This window comes from Nonomuraea sp. NPDC003560 (assembly GCF_042878785.1).
Classification (GTDB): Bacteria; Actinomycetota; Actinomycetes; order Streptosporangiales; family Streptosporangiaceae; genus Nonomuraea.
The window spans coordinates 310,455-333,136 of the sequence record NZ_JBIAOF010000009.1 but is presented as its reverse complement, the minus strand read 5'-3'; the positions used below and the strand labels follow the sequence as shown (position 1 = coordinate 333,136).

25 protein-coding genes are annotated in these 22,682 nt (G+C 68.9%); 12 read left to right on the top strand and 13 right to left on the bottom strand.

Going from position 1 to position 22,682, the window contains the following annotated elements; translation table 11 throughout:
* The 4 genes from ACFYUV_RS32805 to ACFYUV_RS32790 all read right to left on the bottom strand — a co-directional run bounded on the left by ACFYUV_RS32805 (nucleotide 1) and on the right by ACFYUV_RS32790 (nucleotide 5,341).
* Entirely contained in the window at nucleotides 1-825 is an 825-nt protein-coding gene (locus ACFYUV_RS32805; RefSeq protein WP_387675244.1) for a dienelactone hydrolase family protein, read from the bottom strand.
* A 92-nt stretch (nucleotides 826-917) separates the two neighbouring features.
* On the bottom strand, nucleotides 918-1,946 hold the full coding sequence (locus ACFYUV_RS32800; protein ID WP_387675241.1) for a tyrosine-type recombinase/integrase: 1,029 nt from the start codon (nucleotides 1,944-1,946) through the stop codon (nucleotides 918-920).
* 112 nt (nucleotides 1,947-2,058) lie between these two features.
* A complete protein-coding gene (locus ACFYUV_RS32795) occupies nucleotides 2,059-3,588 on the bottom strand; it encodes a UDP-N-acetylglucosamine 1-carboxyvinyltransferase (RefSeq protein ID WP_352326032.1) in 1,530 nt (509 codons plus the stop codon).
* Nucleotides 3,589-3,604: 16 nt separating this feature from the next.
* Complete coding sequence (locus ACFYUV_RS32790) at nucleotides 3,605-5,341, bottom strand: enoyl-CoA hydratase-related protein (protein WP_387675238.1); 1,737 nt, start codon at nucleotides 5,339-5,341, stop codon at nucleotides 3,605-3,607.
* Nucleotides 5,342-5,640: 299 nt separating this feature from the next.
* Between ACFYUV_RS32790 and ACFYUV_RS32785 the strand changes: the two genes are divergently transcribed.
* Both ACFYUV_RS32785 and ACFYUV_RS32780 read left to right on the top strand, forming a co-directional pair.
* Nucleotides 5,641-6,015: a nuclear transport factor 2 family protein gene (locus ACFYUV_RS32785; protein WP_387675235.1), complete on the top strand. Its 375-nt coding sequence runs from the start codon at nucleotides 5,641-5,643 to the stop codon at nucleotides 6,013-6,015.
* A gap of 575 nt (nucleotides 6,016-6,590) precedes the next feature.
* Nucleotides 6,591-6,923, top strand: a complete 333-nt coding sequence (locus ACFYUV_RS32780; protein WP_387675233.1) for a hypothetical protein — start codon at nucleotides 6,591-6,593, stop codon at nucleotides 6,921-6,923.
* A 45-nt stretch (nucleotides 6,924-6,968) separates the two neighbouring features.
* On the opposite strand, the gene ACFYUV_RS32775 is transcribed toward ACFYUV_RS32780, so the two are convergent.
* Complete coding sequence (locus ACFYUV_RS32775; protein ID WP_387675230.1) at nucleotides 6,969-7,571, bottom strand: SGNH/GDSL hydrolase family protein; 603 nt, start codon at nucleotides 7,569-7,571, stop codon at nucleotides 6,969-6,971.
* Nucleotides 7,572-7,999: 428 nt separating this feature from the next.
* Between ACFYUV_RS32775 and ACFYUV_RS32770 the strand changes: the two genes are divergently transcribed.
* Nucleotides 8,000-8,290 (top strand): hypothetical protein, encoded by a 291-nt coding sequence (locus tag ACFYUV_RS32770; protein ID WP_364335639.1) that lies wholly within the window; start codon nucleotides 8,000-8,002, stop codon nucleotides 8,288-8,290.
* 273 nt (nucleotides 8,291-8,563) lie between these two features.
* Entirely contained in the window at nucleotides 8,564-8,938 is a 375-nt protein-coding gene (locus ACFYUV_RS32765; RefSeq protein WP_387675227.1) for an STAS domain-containing protein, read from the top strand.
* Here the strand turns inward: ACFYUV_RS32765 and ACFYUV_RS32760 are convergent.
* From ACFYUV_RS32760 to ACFYUV_RS32750, 3 genes are read right to left on the bottom strand one after another with little or no spacing between them, the layout of a single operon-like run.
* The gene (locus tag ACFYUV_RS32760; RefSeq protein WP_387675224.1) at nucleotides 8,926-9,225 is read right to left on the bottom strand and encodes a DUF952 domain-containing protein; all 300 of its coding nucleotides are present in this window, start codon (nucleotides 9,223-9,225) and stop codon (nucleotides 8,926-8,928) included. The two genes, ACFYUV_RS32765 and ACFYUV_RS32760, sit on opposite strands and share 13 nt — an antisense overlap.
* The gene (locus tag ACFYUV_RS32755; protein ID WP_387675221.1) at nucleotides 9,222-9,776 is read right to left on the bottom strand and encodes a GNAT family N-acetyltransferase; all 555 of its coding nucleotides are present in this window, start codon (nucleotides 9,774-9,776) and stop codon (nucleotides 9,222-9,224) included. Before ACFYUV_RS32755 ends, ACFYUV_RS32760 begins: the two co-directional genes overlap by 4 nt.
* A gap of 52 nt (nucleotides 9,777-9,828) precedes the next feature.
* Entirely contained in the window at nucleotides 9,829-10,152 is a 324-nt protein-coding gene (locus ACFYUV_RS32750; RefSeq protein ID WP_358286711.1) for a multidrug efflux SMR transporter, read from the bottom strand.
* 72 nt (nucleotides 10,153-10,224) lie between these two features.
* On the opposite strand from ACFYUV_RS32750, the gene ACFYUV_RS32745 reads away from it, so the two are divergent.
* A complete protein-coding gene (locus ACFYUV_RS32745; protein ID WP_387675217.1) occupies nucleotides 10,225-11,178 on the top strand; it encodes a radical SAM protein in 954 nt (317 codons plus the stop codon).
* Nucleotides 11,179-11,187: 9 nt separating this feature from the next.
* Here ACFYUV_RS32745 and ACFYUV_RS32740 read toward each other — a convergent pair whose 3' ends face one another.
* Nucleotides 11,188-11,685 carry a GNAT family N-acetyltransferase gene (locus ACFYUV_RS32740; protein ID WP_387675214.1) on the bottom strand — a complete coding sequence of 166 codons (498 nt, stop codon included), beginning with the start codon at nucleotides 11,683-11,685 and terminating at the stop codon, nucleotides 11,188-11,190.
* Between the two features lie 90 nt (nucleotides 11,686-11,775).
* Nucleotides 11,776-13,242 carry an MFS transporter gene (locus tag ACFYUV_RS32735; RefSeq protein WP_387675211.1) on the bottom strand — a complete coding sequence of 489 codons (1,467 nt, stop codon included), beginning with the start codon at nucleotides 13,240-13,242 and terminating at the stop codon, nucleotides 11,776-11,778.
* Between the two features lie 65 nt (nucleotides 13,243-13,307).
* On the opposite strand from ACFYUV_RS32735, the gene ACFYUV_RS32730 reads away from it, so the two are divergent.
* Together ACFYUV_RS32730 and ACFYUV_RS32725 are read left to right on the top strand one after the other, a co-directional pair.
* Entirely contained in the window at nucleotides 13,308-14,282 is a 975-nt protein-coding gene (locus tag ACFYUV_RS32730; RefSeq protein ID WP_387675208.1) for a helix-turn-helix transcriptional regulator, read from the top strand.
* A gap of 909 nt (nucleotides 14,283-15,191) precedes the next feature.
* Complete coding sequence (locus tag ACFYUV_RS32725; RefSeq protein ID WP_387675205.1) at nucleotides 15,192-15,713, top strand: hypothetical protein; 522 nt, start codon at nucleotides 15,192-15,194, stop codon at nucleotides 15,711-15,713.
* Between the two features lie 158 nt (nucleotides 15,714-15,871).
* On the opposite strand, the gene ACFYUV_RS32720 is transcribed toward ACFYUV_RS32725, so the two are convergent.
* The gene (locus tag ACFYUV_RS32720) at nucleotides 15,872-16,150 is read right to left on the bottom strand and encodes a hypothetical protein (protein ID WP_387675202.1); all 279 of its coding nucleotides are present in this window, start codon (nucleotides 16,148-16,150) and stop codon (nucleotides 15,872-15,874) included.
* A 39-nt stretch (nucleotides 16,151-16,189) separates the two neighbouring features.
* The gene (locus ACFYUV_RS32715; RefSeq protein WP_387675200.1) at nucleotides 16,190-16,537 is read right to left on the bottom strand and encodes a hypothetical protein; all 348 of its coding nucleotides are present in this window, start codon (nucleotides 16,535-16,537) and stop codon (nucleotides 16,190-16,192) included.
* A 70-nt stretch (nucleotides 16,538-16,607) separates the two neighbouring features.
* Between ACFYUV_RS32715 and ACFYUV_RS32710 the strand changes: the two genes are divergently transcribed.
* Nucleotides 16,608-17,060 carry a DUF6082 family protein gene (locus tag ACFYUV_RS32710; protein WP_387675197.1) on the top strand — a complete coding sequence of 151 codons (453 nt, stop codon included), beginning with the start codon at nucleotides 16,608-16,610 and terminating at the stop codon, nucleotides 17,058-17,060.
* On the opposite strand, the gene ACFYUV_RS32705 is transcribed toward ACFYUV_RS32710, so the two are convergent.
* On the bottom strand, nucleotides 16,976-17,236 hold the full coding sequence (locus ACFYUV_RS32705) for a hypothetical protein (RefSeq protein WP_387675595.1): 261 nt from the start codon (nucleotides 17,234-17,236) through the stop codon (nucleotides 16,976-16,978). The two genes, ACFYUV_RS32710 and ACFYUV_RS32705, sit on opposite strands and share 85 nt — an antisense overlap.
* Before the next feature lie 293 nt (nucleotides 17,237-17,529).
* Here ACFYUV_RS32705 and ACFYUV_RS32700 point away from each other — a divergent pair, with 293 nt between their 5' ends.
* From ACFYUV_RS32700 to ACFYUV_RS32685, 4 genes are all read left to right on the top strand, one after another.
* Nucleotides 17,530-18,054, top strand: coding sequence for a hypothetical protein (locus ACFYUV_RS32700; RefSeq protein WP_387675194.1), 525 nt, complete (start codon nucleotides 17,530-17,532; stop codon nucleotides 18,052-18,054).
* A 307-nt stretch (nucleotides 18,055-18,361) separates the two neighbouring features.
* Nucleotides 18,362-20,575 (top strand): ATP-dependent RecD-like DNA helicase, encoded by a 2,214-nt coding sequence (locus tag ACFYUV_RS32695; protein ID WP_387675191.1) that lies wholly within the window; start codon nucleotides 18,362-18,364, stop codon nucleotides 20,573-20,575.
* 168 nt (nucleotides 20,576-20,743) lie between these two features.
* Complete coding sequence (locus ACFYUV_RS32690) at nucleotides 20,744-21,937, top strand: Ig-like domain-containing protein (RefSeq protein WP_387675188.1); 1,194 nt, start codon at nucleotides 20,744-20,746, stop codon at nucleotides 21,935-21,937.
* A gap of 225 nt (nucleotides 21,938-22,162) precedes the next feature.
* A complete protein-coding gene (locus tag ACFYUV_RS32685) occupies nucleotides 22,163-22,471 on the top strand; it encodes a MiAMP1 family antimicrobial peptide (protein WP_352329610.1) in 309 nt (102 codons plus the stop codon).
* Nucleotides 22,472-22,682 lie beyond the last annotated feature (211 nt).

Sequence of the window (22,682 nt, the reverse complement as noted above, 5' to 3'; positions counted from 1 at the left end):
TCATTTCGTACGGGAGCGGCGTACCTCGTCCAGCACGTCCTCGATGCGCCGCCAGGCGTCCTGAGCCGCGGCCGGGTGGAAGGTGTCCCGCTCGTCGGCGGCGAACCCGTGGCTCGCCCCCGGATACACCACCGTCTCCAGCCGCTCGGCGATCGCCCGCTGCTGGGCGCCGTCGATGATCGGGTCGTCGGCGCCGAGCAGCACCACCAGCCGCCCCGGCGCCCGCGCGGCCCGCTCCAGCGTCGGCTCCGGCCGGCTCAGCGGCAGCTCGGTGCCCGTCAGCCAGCCCGGGTAGAGCGCTATCGCCGCCGCCAACCCCAGCTCACCGGCCACCGAGCACACCACGTGCCCGCCCAGGCTGAACCCGACCGCCGCGGCGGGCCGGGCGCCCACGCGCCGCAGGTGCTCAGACGCGGCACGCGCGTCATCCAGCACCTGCTCCCGGCGCAGCAGCCAGGCCAGCTCCAGCCCCCGTTCCCGGCCGGCCGCATCGACCGGCAACTCCACCACCCGCCCCACCGGGCCACCCGTCACCGCATCCACGGCAACCGTCACCCCGCCCCCCGCTTCGCCCGCCTCCCGCACAAGCCCCGCCGAAGAGCCCGCAGGGGACGGCAGCAGCTCGTGCCGGTGGTTGAAGTCGGGCACGACGGCCGCATGCCCCAACCCCGCCAGCCGGTCGGCCATCCGCCGCGCGTACCCGCTCACCCCGAAGATCTCACCGGCGACCAGCACGCCCACGGGCCGCCGCACCCCCACGGGCAGGGCCGTGTAGGCCGCCATACCCGCGATGTCCACCCATCCGGTGGTGATCTGTCCGTTCACGCGGCCGAGCTAACCAGCCCCCGCCCGCCCCCGGCCAATCACCAACCCGATGGCCGCCATCACGACCCCGATCGCCCCCTCGGGCCGAGGCCCTATCGCGACGGCTTGTCACGCAACAGCGGATGCGACCGCATCGCCACCTCCAGCTCCCCGGGCAGCTCGTCACGGTAGCGCCCCAGCGTCGACAGGTCGCTGTGCCCCAGCACCCGCCGCACCGCGTCCATGTCGACCGCGTCGGCCAGCAGATGCGTGGCCGTGGTGTGCCGCAGCCCGTGCGGCGTCACCGAACGCCGCTGATCGGGATCGACGTGCCGCTGCACCCGGTCGATCACCGCCTGCACGTCGCCTCGCGCCAGCCGCCGCCCCCGCCACGACAGCAGCAGCGCCTTGCCGTCGTCGGCGCCGGCCACCTGCCCCCGCCCCCGCGCCAGGTAGGCCTGCAACACCTCGGCCACGTCGTCGGGCAGCGGCACGTCACGCGTACGGCCGCCCTTGCCGAAGATCCGCCAGTAGCGCACCCCGTCGTTGGTGTAGAAGTCCTCCACGTTGGCGCGCACCAGCTCCGACACCCGCGGCCCCACCGTCGACAGCAGCAGCACGATCACCGCGTCACGCAACTGCATGCGCTGGTCGCGGCGCTTGCCCTCCTGCTCGGGCGCCTCCCGCAACTGCCGCGCCGCGCCGATCAGCCCTTGGGCCTGCTCCCGCGTCAGCGCCCGCCGCTCCGGACGCAGCCCGCCCCGCTGCTTGGCCGTCACCGTCGCCGCCGTCATCGGGTTGATCTGCACCCACCCGGCCAGGGTGGCGTGCTTGAACAACGCCGAGATCGACCGCCGGAACCGGGCCTGCGAGGACGGCGACTGCCCCGCCCCCGCCCCGCCCGCCTGCCGCGCGTCGGGCTTGCGCGCGAACGCCAGCAAGATCGCATCGACGTCCTCGCCGGTCAGGTCGTCGAGCACCACGTCGGCGCCGGCCAGCGCCACCAGCGTGGCCACGTCACGCGCGTAGACCTCGGCCGTGGCCGGGGACAGCGCGCCCGTCGACGTCTTGGCCACCACCAGCTCCACGTAGCGGTCAGCCGCCTGTCCCACCGTCAACCTGTCGAGCTCCGCGGGCCGCACCGGCTCCCCTCCTCACATCTCGGCGACGCACCGAACGCACCTGCCCGCGGACGACGCCGCGCGCAGGGATGCAGCTTGCAGAGGAGACGGTAGCGGCCGCCACCGACGAAAATCAGATGTCGCGGAAGGTCTCGATGCGCGCGCCCAGCGCGTTCAGCCGCTCGGCCAGGTCCTCGTAGCCGCGGTTGATCACGTACACGTTGCGCAGCACCGACGTGCCCTCGGCCGCCATCATGGCCAGCAGCACCACCACCGCCGGGCGCAGCGCCGGCGGGCACATCATCTCGGCGCTGCGCCACCGCGTGGGCCCCTCCACCAGCACCCGGTGCGGGTCCAGCAGCTTGACCGAGGCGCCCAGCCGGGTCAGCTCGGTCAGGTAGATCGCCCGGTTGTCGTAGACCCAGTCGTGGATCAGCGTCGAGCCCTGCGCCGCGGCCGCGATCGCGGCGAAGAACGGCACGTTGTCGATGTTCAGCCCCGGGAACGGCATCGGGTGGATCTTGTCGATGGGGGAGACCAGCTTGGAGGGCCGCACCGTCAGGTCCACCAGCCGGGTACGCCCGTTGGCCGCCCAGTACTCGCCCGTGCGGTCGCAGTCGAGCCCCATCTCCTCCAGAACCGCCAGCTCGATCTCCAGGAACTCCACCGGCACCCGGCAGATCGTCAGCTCCGAACTGGTCACCACCGCGGCCGCCAGCAGGCTCATCGCCTCCACCGGGTCCTCGGAGGGGGAGTAGTCGACGTCACGTTCGATGGAGGCCAGCCCGTGCACCGTCAGCGTCGTGGTGCCGATGCCCTCCACCCGCACGCCGAGCTGCTCCAGGAAGAAGCACAGGTCCTGCACCATGTAGTTGGAGGAGGCGTTGCGGATCACCGTCACCCCCGGATGCCGGGCCGCGGCCAGCAGCGCGTTCTCCGTCACCGTGTCGCCGCGCTCGGTCAGCACGATCGGCCGCGCCGGGGCCGCGCCGCCGTCCACCTTGGCGTGGTAGAAACCGCCCGTCGCGGTGATGTCCAGCCCGAAGTGCTTCAGCGCCGACATGTGCGGCTGGACGGTACGCGTGCCCAGGTCGCAGCCGCCCGCGTACGGGATCTGGAATTCCCCCGTACGGTGCATCAACGGCCCCAGGAACATGATCACGCTGCGGGTCCGGCGGGCCGCCTCGGTGTCCATCGCCTCCAGCTCCAGCCGGGCCGGCGGCACGATCTCCAGGTCGCTGCCCTCGTTGATCCACCGCGCCCGCACCCCGATCGAGGCCAGCACCTCCAGGATCCGGTAGACCTCCTCGATCCGCGCCACCTTGCGCAAGATCGTGCGGCCGTTGTTCAGCAGCGACGCGCACAACAACGCCACACAGGCGTTCTTGGACGTCTTGACGTCGATGCTGCCCGACAGCCGGCGCCCGCCCACCACCCGCAGATGCATCGGACCGGCATACCCCAGGGACACGATCTCGCTGTCGAGCGCCTCCCCGATCCGGGCGATCATCTCAAGACTGATGTTCTGGTTGCCGCGCTCGATCCGGTTGACCGCGCTCTGACTCGTCGCCAGCGCATCGGCCAGCTGAAGCTGCGTCCAACCGCGATGCTGACGCGCATCCCGGATGAGCCGGCCGATCCGCACAAGGTAATCATCTGCCACAACACACGACCATATCTCACATATGAGATGCCACCGCGACCCCGGGTCCCGACGCGCCGGACAGCTCCCGATGACCCGCCAGATGCGGGGGAGTGGCCTGCGCCCGCGCCTTGCCCACGAACGCCCGGCGCGCCTCCCGGAACCCGTTGCGGTCGTCGAACATGTCCCGGCTCATCTCCGCCAGCTCCTCGGCCCGGTAGGCGTCCAGCGGCTTGCGCCGCTCGTCGGCCTCCCGCGCCTGCCGCCGCGCCGCCAGCAACGCCTCGTAGGAGGAGTCCTGGGCCAGCCGGTGCGCGAAGTCCACCACCCGCCGCTCGAACTCCTGCCGCGACCCGCCCGCCACCCGATCGGCCAGCCCCAGCTCCACCGCCTCGGCGGCCCCCACCGGCAACGCCCGCCCGGTCAGCTCCGCCGCCGCCTGCGCCCCCACCCGCCGCGGCAGCACGTACGTCCAGAACTCACTGCCGAACAACCCCATCGTCCGGTAATGCGGATTGAGCACCACCGGCTCCCGCACGATCACCCGGTCGGCGCCCAGCCCCATCATCACCCCGCCCGCCCCCGCGTTCCCCGCGATCGACGTCACCACCAGCTGCGACGTGCACGCCACGATCTCCCGGCACACCGCGTTGATCGCGTTGATGTTCATCCACGCCTCCAGCTCCGGATGACGCGCCGCCTCGATCACGTTCAGGTGGATGCCGTTGGAGAACACCTCGCCACCGCGCACCACCAGCACCCGCGTGTCCTGCGCCGCCGCGTACCGCAACGCCGCCGCCAGCCGCCGGCACTGGTCGGTGGACATCGCGCCGTTGTAGAAGTCGAAGCTCACCACCCCGACCTCCTCGCCGCGCTCGTAGGTGATCTCGCTGTAGCCGGCCCGCTCACCCACACCCGCCAGCCGCTCACCCAGCACCATCGTCGCCGGCAGCTTCACCCCGCTCACCTGAGAGCCCGCCTGAGAGCCCGGCTCTGCGCCCGCCTCCAGGCGCAGGTGGCCCACCCACACGGTCCCCTGACCGGTGTGCACCAGCACCGCACCCTCACGCCGGGCCGCCACCGCCCCCGGCGCCCCGGCCAGATCGGGACCCCGGTGCACGTCGAACACCCGCACCGGCAACCCGCACAACCGGGCCCGGCCGCCCGGCGCCCCGTCAGCCGCCCGCACCAGCCGCACGATCTCCTCGGCCGGCTGCTCCCAGGAGAACTCCCGGTCGGCGTGCCGCATCGGCCGCCGCAGCCGCCCCGTCACCTCGGGGGAGCGGTAGTCCAACGGCGCCGGCGCGAACAACGGATCAGCCGCCTTGCCCGCGACCTCGGCCACCAGCTCCACCGCCGCGTCGGCCACCGGCCCGTTGTACAGCGCCGACTTGCGCGGCGGCTCCGACGGCATCGGGAACGTCCGCCACCCCCAGATGGGGCCGGCGTCCATCTCCTCCACCGCCTGCAGCGCCGTCACCCCCCACGCGCGCTCGCCTTCGGCGATCGCCCAGTCCAGCGAGGACGGCCCCCGGTCCCCGGGCGGCCCCGGATGGATGATCACCGTACGGTGCCCGCGCCACAACGCCTCCGGCACCCGCTCCTTCAGGAACGGGCAGATGACCAGGTCCGGCTTGACCAGCTCGGCCGCCTCCACCATGACCCGCTCGGAGATCGCCAGCTCGACGCTCACATCATGGCCGGCCCGCCGCAGCTCCAGCCAGGCACGCTGGGTCAGGCCGTTGAACGAGGAACACAGGAGCAGGATGCGCAACGCGGAACTTCCTTCACCGAGACGTCAAGGGCAGCGGGCAGGGGAGAGGCGTCAACCGATCGCGAGCGGACGAACACCACCAGTACCGGCATTAACGGCAGTCCCATAAGGCCCAGGCATCTCTAGATGTTGACACGAATCTTCCACCGATGCTGACAAATCACCGCAGACAGCCGGGCTGAGCAGCCAAATTGCCCTGATATGCCCGGAAAAATCCTGGCGGGGGAGACACCTCAACCCCGGCCAGCACCCCCACCCGAAACCCGCCGCAAGGGACAACCCGCCCCACAATGGATCACATGGACACCCGCGCCGCCGCCCAGCACTTCGCCGACACCTGGCAACACGGCTGGACCCACCACGACACCACCGCCATCATCGCCCTCTACAGCGACGACGCCACCCACACCAGCATGCCCTTCCGCCCACCCCACCACGGAAAAGACGCCATCGCCGACTACATCCGGCAATCCTTCACCGGCGAAAGCGACCCCCACGTCACCTTCACCACCCCCATCGTCGACGGCGACCAGGCCGCCATCGAATACCGGGTCCACGCCCTCGACAACGGCCACCCCGTCACCCTCGCGGGCTGCGTCTTCGCCCGCTTCAACCCCGACGGCCTGGCCATACAGACCCGCGACTACTGGCACACCACCCCAGGCCACCGATAAGCAGAAAAATCAGCGCCGCCCCATCGGCACCGGCGCCACCACCCCAGGCACCGGCAACGGACGCGCCACCTGCCGCGTCTCCTCAACCTCCGCCACCTCCGCACGCCGCTCGGCGTGCCCACCCCCGCAATACCCGTTCGTCAGGATCAACCGCCCCCGCAGCGGGGTGTACGCCTCCCTGTCGGAAGCAGGCAGAACCCCCTGACACACCGGACATAAAACCGACTGGTTCCCCACGTGCTGCTCCTCTCGCTGAGCGAATAGCAGGAGCTCTACCCTAAAACCACCGAACATGACAAAGACAGTGAATCAACACGCCGTCAAAGCCCCCGTCAGCCCCCAGGAGAACCCCGCCACACCACCCCACCACCCACAAAACCCCAGATCACACCCCCATTCCCAATTCACCCGCCAAGATCACAATGAAGGCGGAAACACCCGAAAAAACTTCCCACCAACCCCACAAGCAACCCCAGGGAACCACCGATGACGAGCCAGCCCTTGCTCAACCGCATCAACCAGGAACAACCGCGCACCTAGCCCACCTCTCCCTGCCCGTGGGCTACCCTCCGCCCATGGCCAAGTTCCTCGCCCTCCTCAACGGCGCCGCCGACAACACCGACAAGGCCGAACTCACCGAGCAGCAGCAGAACGAGTTCATACACGCATGGGCGGCATGGGCCCAGAAGAACGAGCACGCCCTGATCGACCCCGGAGCGCCCCTCTTCCACAAAAAACTGGTGACGACCCACGGCATCAAGGACTTCACCGACGCCAAGACCGGATACGCGATCGTGGAGGCCCACACCCACGAAGACGCGGCACAGCTCTTCAGCGACCACCCTCACATCGCCCTGATGCCCGGCAACTCGATCGAAGTCCTCGAATGCCCACCCATCCCGTCCTGACAAACGCCCAACCGCCACGCGCGGGCCCCACCACCCCGGCGCCCCTCACGGGATGAACAAAGACCCACTCACCCCCACCGGCTCCCACAGGCCAAGCGCCCGCAGCAGATTCCTCGCCAACGCCCGATGCCCGTACTCATTGGGATGACACCCGGACCCCATCCAATGCTCGCCACCGTCCCAGGCCGCATGATGATCCACCAACACATCCGCCTCCAGCGAGCGCACCACCTCGGCATAAGCCGGCAGATCCGCCCAGCCGGACTCCGGCGCCCGATTCGGCGTCTGAAGCACCACCGTCGCCCCCGCCTCCCGCACCCGGGAAACCACAGCGGCATAGTCACGGGCAAAAGCCGCAAGACCCGCCGGCCCGGCCACACAGTCGTTCAGCCCGAACATCAGCACCACCACATCAGGCCGATGACGCAACACCGCGTTCTCCACATCGAGCTGAGAGACCTTCTGACCACTCACCCCGGTGTTGATCACCACATCGGACGGCCGGTTCAGCTCGAACCGCACCCGCTCGGCGAACAACTGCGTGTAGTCACGCCACCCGAACGTGTGCAACGCCCCCTGAGTCACGCTGTCACCCGTGAACAACCACACCGTGCTCATCCCGATCACCACACCCCAGACGACGACCATGCCGCACGAAAGGCTAGACGATCACCGCCCCCACCACCCTGCACGGGGGAGTAGCGCTACGAACCAACGCTGGACAACCACCAAAAGGTAGCGCCGCCGACACAACCGCCCATCGGCCTCATCCGCAAAGGGGAGGCCGAACCGCCGCGCCGCCAAGCCTCAGGCGCCAGACGCGGGTCGCCCAGCCGCCCCGTACGCACAGCCCCCCGGCGGGAAGCACGACAGCGATCGCGCCCGAGTTCGACCACACAGCCGCCGAACGCAGCCGACCACCACCGCGACGGCACACCCCACCCGCGACCGGAAGCGCGGAGGAGGCCCTCGATCCGCTCTACTTGACATAATGTTCATTATCGAGCAACCAGCCAACGCCACGACGCAGCAAAAACATCCCGCATGAACAGTCACCCGCCGGGCAGATTTCCACCATGCCCAGCCTGACGTCCAGCCAGTTCCTCGCCGCCCCGCCGGCTCTGGCCGCCTCGACGGCCGGCCTCGTCGCACTCACCGCGGTCATCGTCGCCGCCGTCATCTGGCTGATCATTCTGGCCGTACGGTTCACCAAGAGCCCCCGCAATCGCCCCAACCCCAGCGTCGACCTGGTGGACCAGGCCCGGGAGCTGAAGGCCCTCGGTCAGATCCAGGAAGCCGTCTTTTTGGTGCGCGGCGAGACCGGCATGAGCCAGCGTGCCGCCTCCCGATTCGTGAACCGCCTCTAGCCGGACAAACTGCTCATACCGTACAGAACGTGGATTCTGTGTGGTTTGGGTAATTCGTCCGCAAAAGGGCTGCTCTTGGGGCTCTGGAGATCCCGGTGATTACGCACGGCGGTCGGACGGCTGCTCTATGCTGTCGGGGTGCGGGTGTGTGAATAGGGGGCGTGAAACCCCTCCGGCCTCGGCGAGGCCGCCTTGGTCCAGGGGGGTCGGCGGTCCCGGCGTACGTCACCGGCCGCACGGTCCACGGTCCACTCCCCCCTTCCGACACCGGGCATGTGTGAGCCCGGGAATGGCGGCTTTGTCGTGAATACCCCGGACCCCCTCGGGTGTGCGTCCCTCCCCCATCTGCTCTATGTCGATCACCAGTTGCGCATCACGTGCTGCCCGATGCCGGGTCCGTCGATCATCCGGTTGGTGGGCGAGGTGGACGCGACGAATCAGGTGGCGCTGGCCGAGACGTTGGGGCGGGCGCGGCGGATCGACGAGTCGCTGGTGGTGGATGTGAGCGGGCTGGATTTTCTGGGGGTGGAGGGGGCGCGGTTGCTGGTGGTGTCGTGCCGGGCGGGGCGTACGCAGTTGGTGGGGACGCCGCCGCATGTGTTGCGGTTGTTGCGGGCGATGGGGTGGACGGGTGGTCAGGGGGCGTAGGGGTGGGTGGCGGTGACGGCGGTGACGGGGAGGGGGCCGTAGAGGTGGGGGTAGCCGTTCTCGGTGCGGATGTCGAGGCCGGTGGGGTCGATGTCGAGGACGAGGAGGGGTTGGGTGACGGCGGTGTAGTAGGTGTCGTGGACGGTGCGGAGTTGGGTGTGGTCGTGGCTGAGGTGGATGAAGCCGATGTCGTCGAGGGTGTGGCCGAGGGTGGAGATGCGGTACTCCCCTGTTTGCTGGGCGTGTTGCCAGTCGGTTTGCAGGGCGAGGTGGTGGAGGACGGTCATGGGGTCCATTCGGTTTCGAGGATGGCGTAGATGGTTTCGCTGGTCCATTCGCCTTTGACGATTTCATTGTCGATGAGGGTGGCTTCGTGGCGCATGCCGAGTTTTTCCAGGACGCGGGCTGAGGCTTTGTTGCGGGCGTCGAGGCGGCCGGTGATGCGGTGGAGGCCGAGTTGGGTGAAGCCGAGGTGGATGAGGGGGCGGGTGGCTTCGGGGGCGTAGCCGTGGCCGTGGTGGTCGGGGTGCAGGACGTAGCCGATTTCGCCTTGGCGGTGTTGTGTGCTGGTCCAGATGAGCAGGGCGTTGCCGATGAGTTGGCCGGTGGTGCGCAGGGTGATGGCGAGGTCGAGGGCGTCGCCTTCGTCGTGGAGGGTGTGGCGGGTGATTTTTTTGTCGAGGGAGGTGCGGGTGGTTTGGCGGTCGCGGGGTTCCCAGTAGAGGTAGCGGGTGACGTCGGGGCGGGATTCGTAGGCGTGGAGGGCGTCGAGGTCGTCGGGGGTGAAGGGGCGTAGGCGGAGGCGGGGGGTGGTGAGGGGGTATTCGGGTGTGAGCACGGGGGCAGTGTAGGGAGGGGGTGGGGGGTGTTCAATGCGTTTTTGGTGGGGTTCAGTGGCTGCCGGCGAGGTTGAGGACGATGACGCCGCCGATGATGAGGAGGATGCCGCTGATCTTGAGGGGGGTGAGGGTTTCGCCCATGAGGGTGGCGCCGATGAGGGCGATGGCGGCGGTGCCGGCGCCGGACCAGATGGCGTAGGCGGTGCCCATGTCGAGTTGGAGTTTGAGGGCGCGGGCGAGCAGGACGAAGGAGGTGATGTAGCCGGTGGCGACGGCGATGGTCCAGCCGATGTGGGTGAGGCCGTTGCTGAGTTTGAGTGCGGTGGTGGCGAGGACTTCGGAGGCGATGGCGAGGGCGAGCAGGATCCAGGCCATGGGGTTCCTTCGGGGTGTGGGTGTTGCGGGTTCCGCTTGAAAAGGTAGTCGAATGCGTGTTCCACTGGTTGGGTGGGTTGGGATGCGCTGGCGCTTGTCGAGGCGGTCGATGAGCGGCCGCTGATCGAGCGGCGCGCGGTGGTGCGTGACGGTTTTTATGAGACGCAGGCCCGTACGGTGATCGAGCGGGTGCCTGGGAGTGCGGGCATCGTCGAGCGGTGGGCGGTTTCGCCTTATCGGGGTTGTGCGCATGCGTGTTTGGGGTGTGGGGCGCGGGCGGGTCATCGCAGGCTGGGGTTGGATGCGGGGGCTGATTTCGATGCTCGGATCGTGGTCCGGGCGAATGTGGTGGAGCGGTTGCGGTCGGAGTTGGGGCGGTGGGAGGGCGAGCCGCTGGCGGTGGGGGTGGCGGGCGATGGTTATCAGCCTGCTGAGGAGAGGTATCGGTTGATGCCGGGGGTGGTGGCGGCGCTGGGGGCGGCGGGGGTGCCGTTCACGGTGTATACGCGCAGTGCGTTGGTGTTGCGGGATGCGGAGGTGCTGGCGCGGGCGGGTGCGCGGGTGGCGGTGTCGATCGCGTTCGTGGACGAGCGGATCAGGCGTGCGGTGGAGCCGGGTGCGGTGGGGGCGCAGGCGCGGTTGGAGTTGGTGTCGGCGCTGGTGGAGGCGGGGGTGGAGTGCCGGGTGTTGATGGCTCCGGTGTTGCCGTTGCTGAGTGATGCGGCTGATCAGTTGACGGCGACGGTGCGGCGGATCGCGGGTGCGGGGGCGGTGGCGGTGGAGCCGGTGGTGTTGCGGTTGCCGCCGGGGACGCGGCAGTGGTATTTGCGGTGGTTGGCTGGGGCGCATCCGCATCTGGTGGAGCGTTATGAGGAGCTCTACGATCGGGCGGGGTTCCCCTCCCCCGGCTATGAGCAGCGGATCACGGGGCAGATCGCGCAGTTGTGCCGGGTTTATGGGATGCGGTGCGGTGCGCCCGAGCCGGTGGGTCGGGGGCCGTCGGCGGCTCAGTTGTCGCTGGTGTGATCCCTGGGGTCAGGGGCGTTGGCGGAGGATCATGCCGGGCCACTCCCCTACGGTGAAGGGCTGGTCGCGGGTGAATCCGCAGCTTTCGTAGTAGGAGATGAGGCGTTCGTCGTCGCCGGCGTAGCAGTCGACGCGGACGAGTCCGAGGCCGCGGTCGCGGGCTTCTTGCAGGGCCCATTGCAGGAGGTGTCGTCCGACGGATCGTCCTGCGTGGCGTTGGTCGATGACGAGGACCTGGACGTAGAGCTCGGGTTCGGTGGCGGGGGTGACGTAGGGCAGGGCGTCGCCGACGACGATGCAGCCGGCTGGTTGGTCGTCGATCTCGGCGATGCGCATGCCGCCGCCGGCGAGCCAGTCGGCGGCTTGCTGGGTGCGGCGGGGGTCGCCGGTGAAGGGGCGGGTGCCCCATTGGCCGGTGCGGTTCTGGCTGACGAGCCATTGCACGGCGCTGTCGAACATGGTCAGGAGGACGGCGTCGTCGCCGGGGCGGCCTTCTCTGATCTTCACCGGTGACACTGTAAGGGGTGGTGGGTGGGTTGGGTGCTGACGGGGGTCGGGTTGGTGGTGTGGTCCCGCTCCCCCGTCTCGGGGTCGTGTCTATGGGGCGTTCGTGGTTGTGGTTTTCGGGAGTGCGAGCATCACGAGTGCGGTGATGAGGTAGAGCGCGGTGGAGGCGATCAGGACGATGCTGAGCGCGTGACTGTAGGCGGGCGGGGCCGGTGGTGCGGTGGCTGGTGGGGTGGCGGTGGTGAAGAAGATGGTGCCGAGGACGGCGATGCCGGCCGCGGCGCCGATCTGGTTGACGGTGGACAGGACGCCGCTCGCGGCGCCTGCGTTGCGTCCGGGGACGCCTGCCAGGACGACGTTGACGAGGATGGGTGCGGCGAGGCCGAGTCCGAGGCCGCCGGCGAGCAGTGCGAGGGCGAGGGGCCAGTAGCCGGGCTGGTTGCCGTCTTTGACGATGGACCACAGGGTGAGCTGGGATGCGGCGATGGTGAGTGAGCCGGTGATGAGGAGCGTTCTGCCTGCTTTGGTGGCGAGGGCGACGCCGAGGCCGGAGGTGACGATCGAGCCGAGTGCGTACGGGAGGATCACCAGGCCGGTCTGCCATGCGGTTCGGCCGGTCGCGTTCTGGAGGTAGACCGACAGGGTGAGGAAGGACGGTGCGATGCCGCCGAAGAAGAGCATGGAGGCGGTCAGGCCGACGGTGAAGGCGCGGGTTCTGAGCAGGGCGGGGTCGAGGACGGGTTCGTCGCCGCGTCGGGTGAGGCGGCGTTCGTGGGCGAGGAAGATCGTGAGCAGGAGGGTTCCGGCTGCGAGGAGGGCGTAGCTGGTCCAGGTCCATCCCCAGGTCTGGGTCTGGATGATCGGCAGGAGCAGGAGGAGGATGCCGGTGGCGGCCAGGAGTGCGCCGGTGAGGTCCAGCCGGGCGGTGGCGGTGGAGCGGGACTCCGGCAGGGCTTTGGCGCCGATGGCGAGGGCGAGGATGGAGACGGGCACGTTGATCCAGAAGATGGTGCGCCAGCCCAGTCCGAGCAGGTCGGCGTCGACGAGCAGGCCGCCCAGCAGTGGTCCGGCGACCGCGGCGAGGCCTTGGACTGCTCCGTAGGCGCCGAAGGCCTTGGCGTGTTCGCCCGGGGGGAAGGTGGCCCGGATGATGCCGAACACCTGCGGGACCATGATTCCTGCGGTCAGTCCTTGCCCGGCTCGCATGGCGATGAGCATGCCGGGGTCGGTTGCCAGGGCGCACAGTGCCGAGGTGGTCATGAAGCCGGTCAGTCCGATGGTGAACAGGCGCTTGCGGCCGTGCTGGTCTCCGAGGCGTCCGCCGGTGATGAGGCCCGTGCCCAGGGTGAGGGTGTAGGCGGCGATCGTCCATTGGAGCTGGGTGTCGTCGGCGGCCAGGTCGTGGGCGATGGCGGGGGCTGCGACGGTGACGATGGTCGCGTCGAGAAGGTCCATGAAGGATCCGAGGAGGACCACCAGCAGCGCGGTGGTCGCGCGGGTGCGGGTGTCGCGTGTGGGGGGCGCTTCGGTGGTTCGTGGGCTGGGTGTGTCGGTCATGGCGGCCACTTTTGTCGGCATGGTTGCCATCGAGTGGCCGCTTTGGGTGGGAAGATCGGGCAATCATGGCTGCCACGTCCGCGCGTACGCTCAAGCTGCTGTCGATCTTCGGGATCGGTGCGACTCTGACGGCCGGCGAGCTCGCCGGCCGGGTCGGGGCGTCGGTGAGGACCGTGCGTCGCGACATCGAGACGTTGCGGGATCTCGGGTACGAGATCGAGGCCGTCCGCGGGGCGGGTGGAGGGTATCGGCTCGGTCGTGGCGCCCGTTTGCCGCCGGTGGTCTTCGACGAGGATCAGGCGGTGGCCACGGCGGTCGCGCTGCAGACGGTGCCGGCGGTCCTGTCCGGTATCCGGGAGAACGCGGCGCGTGCTCTGGCGACGCTGCACCAGGCGATGCCGGTGCGCGGCCGTCTGCAGGCCGAGGCGTTCACCGTTTCCTCGGCGCGTAACTACTGGGAGTTTCCCGCGCCGCCGATCGAGGCCGGGGTCGTCGCGGCCGTGGGCGGTGCGATCAACCGGCGGCATCTCGTGCGGGTGGACTACACCGGCGACGGCGAGCCTGTCACGCTCACGTTGGAACCGCATGAACTGGTGGTGTGGGCCGCGCGCTGGTATCTGGTCGCCTTCGACCGGGACGCCGGCCGGTGGCGCGCGATGCGGGTGGACCGTTGCACGCCGCACCCGCCCACGCACGTCCCTTTCGAGCGGCGTGACGTCCCGCACGGTGATCCTGTCGTCTTCGTGATGACGGCGCACGACCGTGGGGATGCCGCCGCTGAATGGCCGTGTCGCGGTTCGGCCGTTCTGGCTCTGCCCGCTGCCACGGTTGCCCGGTTCGCCCCTGGCGGGTCGACGGTGGAGTACGTCTGCGAGGGCACGTGCCGGCTCACGCTCGGCGCGTGGTCATGGCCGGGGCTGGCGGGGCTGCTGCTCACGTTCGACGCCGATCTCGCGCACATCGAACCGGCCGAACTCAGGCAGGCTTTGTGCTCGCTGGGCGCCCGGATCGGCAGGGGGCTCGACTCCGCGGCGCGGTGAACCCTGCTGTCGTGAGGCGCCTCTCCCCTGGTCAAGAGCCATGAGCTCTTCCCTGCCATCGGCTGCGTCCGTGTCTCGCCGGTGCTGGGCAAGGCTGTGCGGAGGTGCCCACTTCGAGCAGGGCGGATGCTGGGAGTTGTTCGGCACGTGGTTGATATTGACCACGTTCACGGGGGTCGTGCTCTTCTAGGCGTCTTCGGGGCATCGGGAGTCGAGCGGGCAACTGCGCAGGTCTCCACGACCAGGTCAGATCCCAGGTCGTCTCGTCGATGACGCCGGTCGGCGTCGCACCGACCTTGTCCTGGTAGCTGGCGCACACGGCCTTCGACTCCGGGCCGTAGACGCCGTCACGTCGCCTGACCGGGGCCCCGCTTCACCCGCGCGTACGGCTCCTTCCCTCGGGCACGAGGCGGAGTAAAGGAACTCGTGCAAGCGCCAGGGTGAGCAGACGGCATCTGGTCGGAGACGGGGTGGATGGGGCCGCCCAGGGCGAACCCGGCCCGCCGAGCAGGCGGCAGCGACCTGCCGGACCCCTGCCTGGCGGGCCTGCGCCGGGCGTGGGTGCGCGGTGGGCTGGGTGCGCCGCCCGGGGCGGGCCGTCGCGTCTGTACCCGTACATGCAGCCCCGGAGCTCACTCGCCCTGTCCAGGATCATCGTGCGCAAATATGCACGCCTCCCCCTATTTGCTGCTAAATATCTGAAACGATTGCTTTTTATTTGTCTTTCGAAACTCCTTACCTTCCACAGAAAACGTGTGCGCTTTATCGCTTCGCCGAAGGGGTACTTTCAAATTTGCAACCATTTAGGGGCAGCTATTGGCCCCTTTCGTTCGAATCTGGCATCTACAGGGGAAACACGTGGCTCCATACCAGAGCGGGCGCGCTTCGCACCCACTCGGCATCACACGCGTGCTGGCGTTTGCTCTAGCCGCTACGGCAACCAGCGCACTCACGGCTCTCTCAGTTCCAGCGCCGGCCTTTGCCGGCGTCCACACGACACCGGTCGCCGGCGTTCACGGCCTCGCGGATGCCAAGGTCGTGAAAGCAAAGAACCGCTCCTTCCCCGGCGGGATGGACGACGACAACGCTGTCGCGATCGACTCGGCCTTCCAGGGGGATCCCGAGGACGAGGAGAGGCCGCCGACCAAGTTCGTCGGGGTCGTTCGGGAGGACAAGGTACTGATCAGGGACCCGCGGACGACGCCACGATGGCACGACCTGTCCTCGCGGCTGCCCAGGAACTTCGGCCGCCTGGTCGACATCACTCTGGCTGCGCCCGACGAGGGGACGACCGTGCATGTCACTGTCCTCAACGCGCACTCCCGCATAGCGCAGAGCACGTGCACCGTCTTCCCGCCTCCGGGCACCATGGCGACGCGGCCCTGGCCCGCCAACTGCAGCCCCTTCTTCGACATCACGCCGCCCAACTGAGTCGACCGGGTCTGATCCGCTGACGCCGCTTGCCGTGCCCTGAACCTTCGGGGCACGGCACTCGCGTTGATCTCGACCGTTTTGGCCCATGTCGGGCCACGTGAGCAACTGGCATGTCGCCGTCGAGGCTGATCCGGCCGTGCATCCACCACGGGTCGTCACGTGACCAGTGGTTCTCGCGCGCCCACCACGCCGAGCGGCCACACCCTCAGGTGCCCGGACACGGTGTGCTCGGCGCCGGCCGCGCCGATCGTGAGCTGGGCGGAGAAGACGCCGAACGTCTTGCCGAGGACGAGCTCGCCGCCGAGAGTGCCGGTCGGCCGGTCAGACCACGGACCGGGCCCCCACGTTGTCGAGCCGAGAGCCTGCATGGTCTGGGTGAACTCGGGCGTGTACACCTTGCCGCTGTAGGGCCGGCCAACGTCGAAGTGCCGCACGTGGAGGCTGCCTTGCGGGTCGGGGCGGCACCGCACCGATCACAGACCACCCAGCGGGCCGCGTCGGTGCCGGGCGGCGTCGGCCCGTACCCGTCGACCACCGGCTTGTGACCACGGAGCCGGCACCAGAGCATGAGGCGCGGCACCTGGTGCGCCCGGAACCCGCGGTGGACGAGCATGCCGCTGGCGGCCGTCGCGCTTGAGGCAGTCGGTCGAGTGCCACCACATGATCAGTTCTCCGAGGGGTGAGAGATGGTGGGCGCGGGGCGGCCAGTGCCAGGTGCCGGGCTGGCCGCCCTCGATCCGGCTGGTGACCCAGTAGGTGTCGTTGCCGTCCAGGTGGACCTGGAGGTTGGCGTGGGCGGTGCCGGACGTGCGCACGACCATGGCGGAAGACGTCGCCGACCATGACGCCTCGTAGGCGTCGCGGCGCTCATGCGGAGGGCTCCCGAAGCTCGTGCAAGGCGGAGGGGTCCCGTGGCACGGCCCAGAAGACGACCTCCCCCTCCGGCTTCGCATCCTCGTCAACCTCTGGCTTGAGCAGTGGCGCTCGATGCACAACTTCGGGCTGATGGATGACTCGGAAATCCGTCGGCTTGTTTCAGGTCTCTTCGCGGGTGAGGCAGGTCGGAGGCGCTGGGCGGAGTGCAACGACGGGTACAGGGCCGATCGGCGAAACGTCCCCACCCGCGCTATTTCCCGGATAATGGACGAAGAGCTGGCGAAGGCTACTCGGGCACCAGCAGTGCCCATAACCCTTTCCACAGACCACACCGGGCAAGAGACACTGGCGTGCCGCTGCAGCAGCAGCAGCAGGAGCTGCCCTCATCGTCGACGTTGCGATAGGACGGCTCCGGTCGCGAAGGTGTGCCGCAGCTTGTGCGGGTGCGGCCGCTCCATCCCGGCCTGACGGTCGAGCCGCCGCCCCGTGGCCACATCGGCGTTCGGGTGCGGCACCAGCTCGGCGGTCACGGTTCGCCTTCGCCATCGAGGAGCCTGTCCACTGGTTTCCGTCATGCCGGCCTTGCCGAGGAGGTCGTCGATGAACACCGCCCGGTAGTGCAGCTCGGCCGCGAGCCAGAGCACCTCGTCGTCGTAGCCGGCCGCCGCCGGTCGTGGACCAGACGCAACGCCAGTTCGCTGGATGCGGCGAAATGGCACCGGCCGGAGCGCCCGGGCAGGCGAGAGACCCCGCGAGAGACGCCACCAGCTCGAAACCCGACATGCCAAAGGCGTCGAACGAAACTGAGGCGACGTCACCCCTCACGTCAGCCAAGAAGCTGCGACATTTGGCCATGGACGAATCTCCTCGGCACGCCGTAGCGTAGCCCTGACTATTAGCCCTTAGGGGGGAAGCAACAGTCACGGGGAGACCAACCATGCCACGCTTCGAAATCGCACGCATCAGCACCACGGCCCTGCTCCTCTCCGCAACCTTAGCGGTCGCAACACCGCCGGCACACGCCGTGCAGGCTGCCACATCGGCCGCCTTTACTTATGACCCAAAGTGTCAGTTCCGGGCTGCGAGGAAAGTCGGCAATAACTGGCACATCAGTGAAGGAGGCGGAAATCTCCTCAGGAGCGGGGAAGAGGTCTGCCAGACTGGCGCCGCGAAGCTGATCATGCAATCCGACGGTAACCTCGTGCTTTACAACAACGGCAGAGCGGTTTGGGCGGCCAACACCACCGAAACGTTGACGAAGCCCAGTGGTTATCGGGCCGAGTTCCAGACCGACGGCAACTTCGTGGTCTACGCCTACAATCCCCCTATCGTCAGATGGGCCTCCAACACATGGTCAACGTGCAGCGGCAGCGCGGTTTGTGAACTCGTCATCCAGGCCGACGGCAACGTGGTGATCTACAACATGAGCAACTCGAACAAGGTCGTCTGGGACGCCTGGTAGTGCGGCACATCTTCGCGACGCTCGCCTAGGAGGCGAGCTTGTGCGGGTGCATCCCCTCGATCCCGGCCTGACGACCGACACGCCGGACTCGTACACGTCCTTGCGGTCGAGGCGCCGGCCCGTGGCGGACGCGAACAGCGGGCCGGTCAGCGCCGCCACCGCCACCGCCACCCCGGCCCGCTCGGCGCGGTCGGCCAGGTATCTCGTCGATCGCGTGCGCCGCCGCCGGCGGGACCATGCGGTCTTCGGCTTGTCGCTCTCCTGCTGCTCTACCCTTGCCTTCAAAACAGGCAACAGAGGGGTTTGCGTGAAGCCTGACGCCAACGGTTCGCTCGGTGTGTCCCTCGATGCGGTGCTTGAGCGCATCACCTTCGCCAGTGAGGAGACGGGGTACACGATCGCGCGGGTGGCCACCGAGCGGTCGGGGGCGGAGTTGCTGACCGTGGTGGGGCCGTTGCTCGGGGCGCAGGTCGGGGAGTCGTTGCGGTTGCGGGGGCGGTGGACGTCGCATCCGCGCTACGGCAGGCAGTTCGAGGTGTGGTCCTACACCACCGTGTTGCCGGCCACGGTTCAGGGCATCCGGCGATATCTGGGGTCGGGGCTGATCAAGGGGATCGGTCCGAAGATGGCCGAGCGGATCGTCGATCATTTCGGTACGGGGACGCTGGAGGTGATCGAGCAAGAGCCACAGCGGCTGGTGGAGGTTCCGGGGCTGGGTCCCAAGCGGACGAAGATGATCGCGGCGGCGTGGGAGGAGCAGAAGATCATCAAAGAGGTGATGATCTTCCTGCAGGGGGTCGGGGTGTCCACCTCGATCGCGGTGCGGATCTTCAAGCAGTACGGGGAGTCGTCGATCTCGGTGGTGCGCGGGCAGCCGTACCGGCTGGCCGATGAGGTGTGGGGCATCGGGTTCAAGACGGCCGACACGATCGCCCAGGCGGTGGGGATCCCCCATGACAGTCCCGAGCGGGTCAAGGCGGGGCTGCGGTACACGTTGTCGCAGGCGGCCGACGACGGCCACTGCTATCTGCCGGCGCCGAACCTGGTGGCCGACGCGGTCAAGATCCTCGACGTGCCGGCCGAGCTGGCCACGCGGTGCATGGAGGAGCTGGCGGCCGAGGAGGGGGTGGTGCGCGAGCAGGTGCCGGCCGGGGACAACAGCGTGCCGGCGGTGTATCTGCCGCCCTTCCACCGGGCCGAGCTGTCGCTGGCCGGCGGGTTGTTGTCGTTGCTGAACAGCGGCCATGACCGGCTGCGGTCCTTCGCCGACGTCGACTGGGAGCGGGCCGAGTCGTGGCTGGCGGCCCAGACGGGCGCCGAGCTGGCGCCCGAGCAGCGTCAGGCGGTACGGCTGGCGCTGACGTGCAAGGTGGCGGTGCTGACGGGCGGGCCGGGCTGCGGCAAAAGTTTCACCGTGCGGTCGATCGTGACGCTGGCCAGGGCCAAGCGGGCCAAGGTGATCCTGGCCGCGCCGACCGGGCGGGCGGCCAAGAGGTTGTCGGAGCTGACCGGGCACGAGGCCACCACGGTTCACCGGTTGTTGCAGCTGAGGCCGGGCGGGGAGGCCACCTTCGACCGTGACAACCCGCTGGACGCCGACCTGGTGGTGGTGGACGAGGCCTCGATGCTGGACCTGCTGCTGGCCAACAAGCTGCTCAAGGCGGTGGCGCCCGGCACGCATCTGCTGCTGGTGGGCGACGTGGACCAGCTTCCCTCGGTGGGGGCCGGGGAGGTGCTGAAGGATCTGCTGGCCGCCGTGGACGTGCCGCGGGTGCGCCTGACGCAGATCTTCCGCCAGGCGCAGGAGTCGGGGGTGGTGACCAACGCCCACCGGGTCAACACCGGGCACCATCCGGTGCTGGCCGGCATGTCGGACTTCTTTCTGTTCCCGTGCGAGGAGCCGGAGGAGATCGCGGCGATGACGGTGGACGTCGTCGCGCGGCGCATCCCGTCCAGATTCGGGCTGGACGCCCGGCGTGAGGTGCAGGTGCTGGCGCCGATGCACCGCGGCGCGGCCGGGGCCGGGGCGCTGAACATCGCGCTGCAGGAGGCGCTGACGCCGGCCCGCGAGGGCATGCCCGAACGCCGGTACGGCGGGCGGGTGTTCCGGGTGGGCGACAAGGTCACCCAGTTGCGCAACAACTACGACAAGGGCGCGGCGGGGGTGTTCAACGGCACGGTGGGGATCGTCACCGGCATCCGTCCCGACGACCACAGCCTGACCGTGCGCACCGACGAGGACGAGGAGGTCGACTACGCCTTCGACGAACTGGACGAGCTGGCCCACGCCTATGCCGTCTCCATCCACCGCAGTCAGGGCAGCGAGTATCCGGCGGTGGTGATCCCGCTGGCCACCAGCGCGTGGATGATGCTGCAGCGCAATCTGCTCTACACCGCGATCACGCGGGCCAAGAGGCTGGTGGTGATCGTGGGGTCGCGGCGGGCGCTGGCCCAGGCCGTACGGACCAAGGGCGCCGGACGGCGGCACACGAGCCTGACCCATCGCCTGGAGCGGCGCTGAACCCCCACGGGCAAGCGCGTTGATCGTCGCGTTGACGCAGGTTGACCTGGGGTTGACAGCAATTAGTGATGCAAATGTGACCGAACTCTCCTAAATGCTTCTGCGTCATACATGCAGGAGCATTAAAGTCTTTGGGGTGGGTTTGCCGCCCTGGGGGAGAGGACAGTCTTGAACGTTGCGCCCGCATGGACGAAGTCTGCCGCCGGCCTCGCGCTGCTGGCGGTCGCGGCCCTGACGGCATCCTGCTCGAGCGGGAACGCCGCCTCGCGCGGGCCGGAAGCGCCCGACGCCACCACCGTGGCCACCCCGCAGGCGCCCACCGTCACCATCAGCCCCGCCGAAGGCAGCGCCAAGGTCAGCCCCGACAAGAAGGTCGTGGTCACCGCCGCAGGCGGCGCGCTGGAGGAGGTGACCGTCGAGGGCGGCGGCCACACGGTCGAGGGCAGGTTCAACGCCGACAAGACCAAATGGGTCTCCCGGACGCCGCTGAAGCCCTCCACCAATTACAACGTCTCGGCCAAGGCCGGCGCCACCGCCGCCACCAGCACCTTCACCACGGTCAAGCCCGAGCGGGAGCTGCAGGTCGCCGACGTCACCCCCAACGCCAAGGGCGAGACCCTCGGCGTCGGCGCCCCGATCATCGTCACCTTCAACCAGCCCGTCACCGGCAAGGCGGCCGTCGAGCGCGCCCTGGAGGTGGAGGCCGAGAAGCCCGTCACCGGCGCCTGGCGGTGGATCAACGACACCACCGTCATCTACCGCACCGCCAAGTACTGGCCCGCCCACCAGAAGGTCACCTTCAACGCCCGCATCACCGGCGTCAAGGCCGGCAAGGGCCTGTACGGCGTGAAGGACTACTCCGCCAGCCTCAAGATCGGCGCCAAGGTCATCAGCAAGGTCAACACCAAGACCCACATGATGTACGTCTACAAGGACAACAAGCGCGTGCAGACCATGCGCATCAGCGCCGGCATGGCCACCACCCGCGAGTACACCACGACCTCCGGCGTGCACCTGACGATGGAACGCGGCAACCCGGTGCGCATGATCTCCCCCGGCCGCAAGAAGGGCGACCCCGGCTACTACGACGTGATGATCAACCACGCCGTGCGCATCTCCAACTCCGGCGAGTACGTCCACGCCAAGGACAACGTCTGGGCCCAGGGCGTGCGCAACGTCAGCCACGGCTGCATCAACTCCCGCCCCGACCAGGCCAAGTGGTTCTACGACAACTTCCAGCGCGGCGACGTCGTGGAGATCACCGGCACCAACCGCGAGCTGGAGTGGAACAACGGCTGGGGCTACTGGCAGCTGCCCTTCTCGCAGTGGAAGAAGGGCAGCGCCCTGCACGCCAAGTCCTGACCGCTCCCCCGCTCCCCCTCCTTTTTTCGGGCCGGCTTCCAGCCGCTCACCGCCGCCGGCAGGCGCGGCGGTGAGCGGCTTTTTCGACGGCCCGGACCGCTGCCGTGAACCGTCCTCGACGGCCCCTCGCCCTCGCCATCAGCGAAAACGCCTCGACGTGTACGAAGGGTTGCCATACGATTACCCATCGTGGGCATTCGTCAGGAACCCTCGAAGGAGTACACGTTGAAGAAGATCCTTCTCGTCCCCGCGATCACCGCCGGGTTCGTCCTCGCCTCGGCCGGCGCCGCGTACGCCTCCCAGTACGTCGCCTACGAAGGCCCCGGCTTCACCGGCCGCTCGGTCGTCCTGGACGCCTGCGGCGTGTCCAACATCCCCTACCACGGCTCCTACAAGTGGTACGGCGACGGCCAGAGCGGCCGCATGTACAACCAGCCCAACGCCTCCGGCGTGATGCACTTCGAACTGGCCTCCAACCGCAACGCCGAGCAGCGCACCCCCGTCGGCTGGAAGAGCATCTTCATCGTGTGCTGACCCGCCGCCCCTGACCGGCCGTCCCCCGGGCACAGGGGGCGGCCGGTTTCGGCATGCGCGCGTACGGACGGCCGTGCGAGGCACACTTGCCAGTACGACCATCGGCACGCGCGGGGGGGGGGGGGGGGGGGGGGGGGGGGCGGGCGCCCCCCCCCCCCCCCGCGCCCCCGCGCGCCCGCCGCCCCCCCCCCCCCCCGCCCCAACCCCCCCC

Bases quoted from the DNA above. Each gene is read 5' to 3' on its own strand.
- ACFYUV_RS32785 (WP_387675235.1), top strand. From the start codon at position 5,641: ATGGACACCCGCGCCGCCGCCCAGCACTTCGCCGACACCTGGCAACAC.
- ACFYUV_RS32780 (WP_387675233.1), top strand. From the start codon at position 6,591: ATGGCCAAGTTCCTCGCCCTCCTCAACGGCGCCGCCGACAACACCGAC.
- ACFYUV_RS32775 (WP_387675230.1), bottom strand. From the start codon at position 7,571: ATGGTCGTCGTCTGGGGTGTGGTGATCGGGATGAGCACGGTGTGGTTG.
- ACFYUV_RS32770 (WP_364335639.1), top strand. From the start codon at position 8,000: ATGCCCAGCCTGACGTCCAGCCAGTTCCTCGCCGCCCCGCCGGCTCTG.
- ACFYUV_RS32765 (WP_387675227.1), top strand. From the start codon at position 8,564: ATGTGTGAGCCCGGGAATGGCGGCTTTGTCGTGAATACCCCGGACCCC.
- ACFYUV_RS32760 (WP_387675224.1), bottom strand. From the start codon at position 9,225: ATGACCGTCCTCCACCACCTCGCCCTGCAAACCGACTGGCAACACGCC.
- ACFYUV_RS32750 (WP_358286711.1), bottom strand. From the start codon at position 10,152: ATGGCCTGGATCCTGCTCGCCCTCGCCATCGCCTCCGAAGTCCTCGCC.
- ACFYUV_RS32735 (WP_387675211.1), bottom strand. From the start codon at position 13,242: ATGACCGACACACCCAGCCCACGAACCACCGAAGCGCCCCCCACACGC.
- ACFYUV_RS32730 (WP_387675208.1), top strand. From the start codon at position 13,308: ATGGCTGCCACGTCCGCGCGTACGCTCAAGCTGCTGTCGATCTTCGGG.
- ACFYUV_RS32715 (WP_387675200.1), bottom strand. From the start codon at position 16,537: ATGGTCGTGCGCACGTCCGGCACCGCCCACGCCAACCTCCAGGTCCAC.
- ACFYUV_RS32700 (WP_387675194.1), top strand. From the start codon at position 17,530: ATGCCACGCTTCGAAATCGCACGCATCAGCACCACGGCCCTGCTCCTC.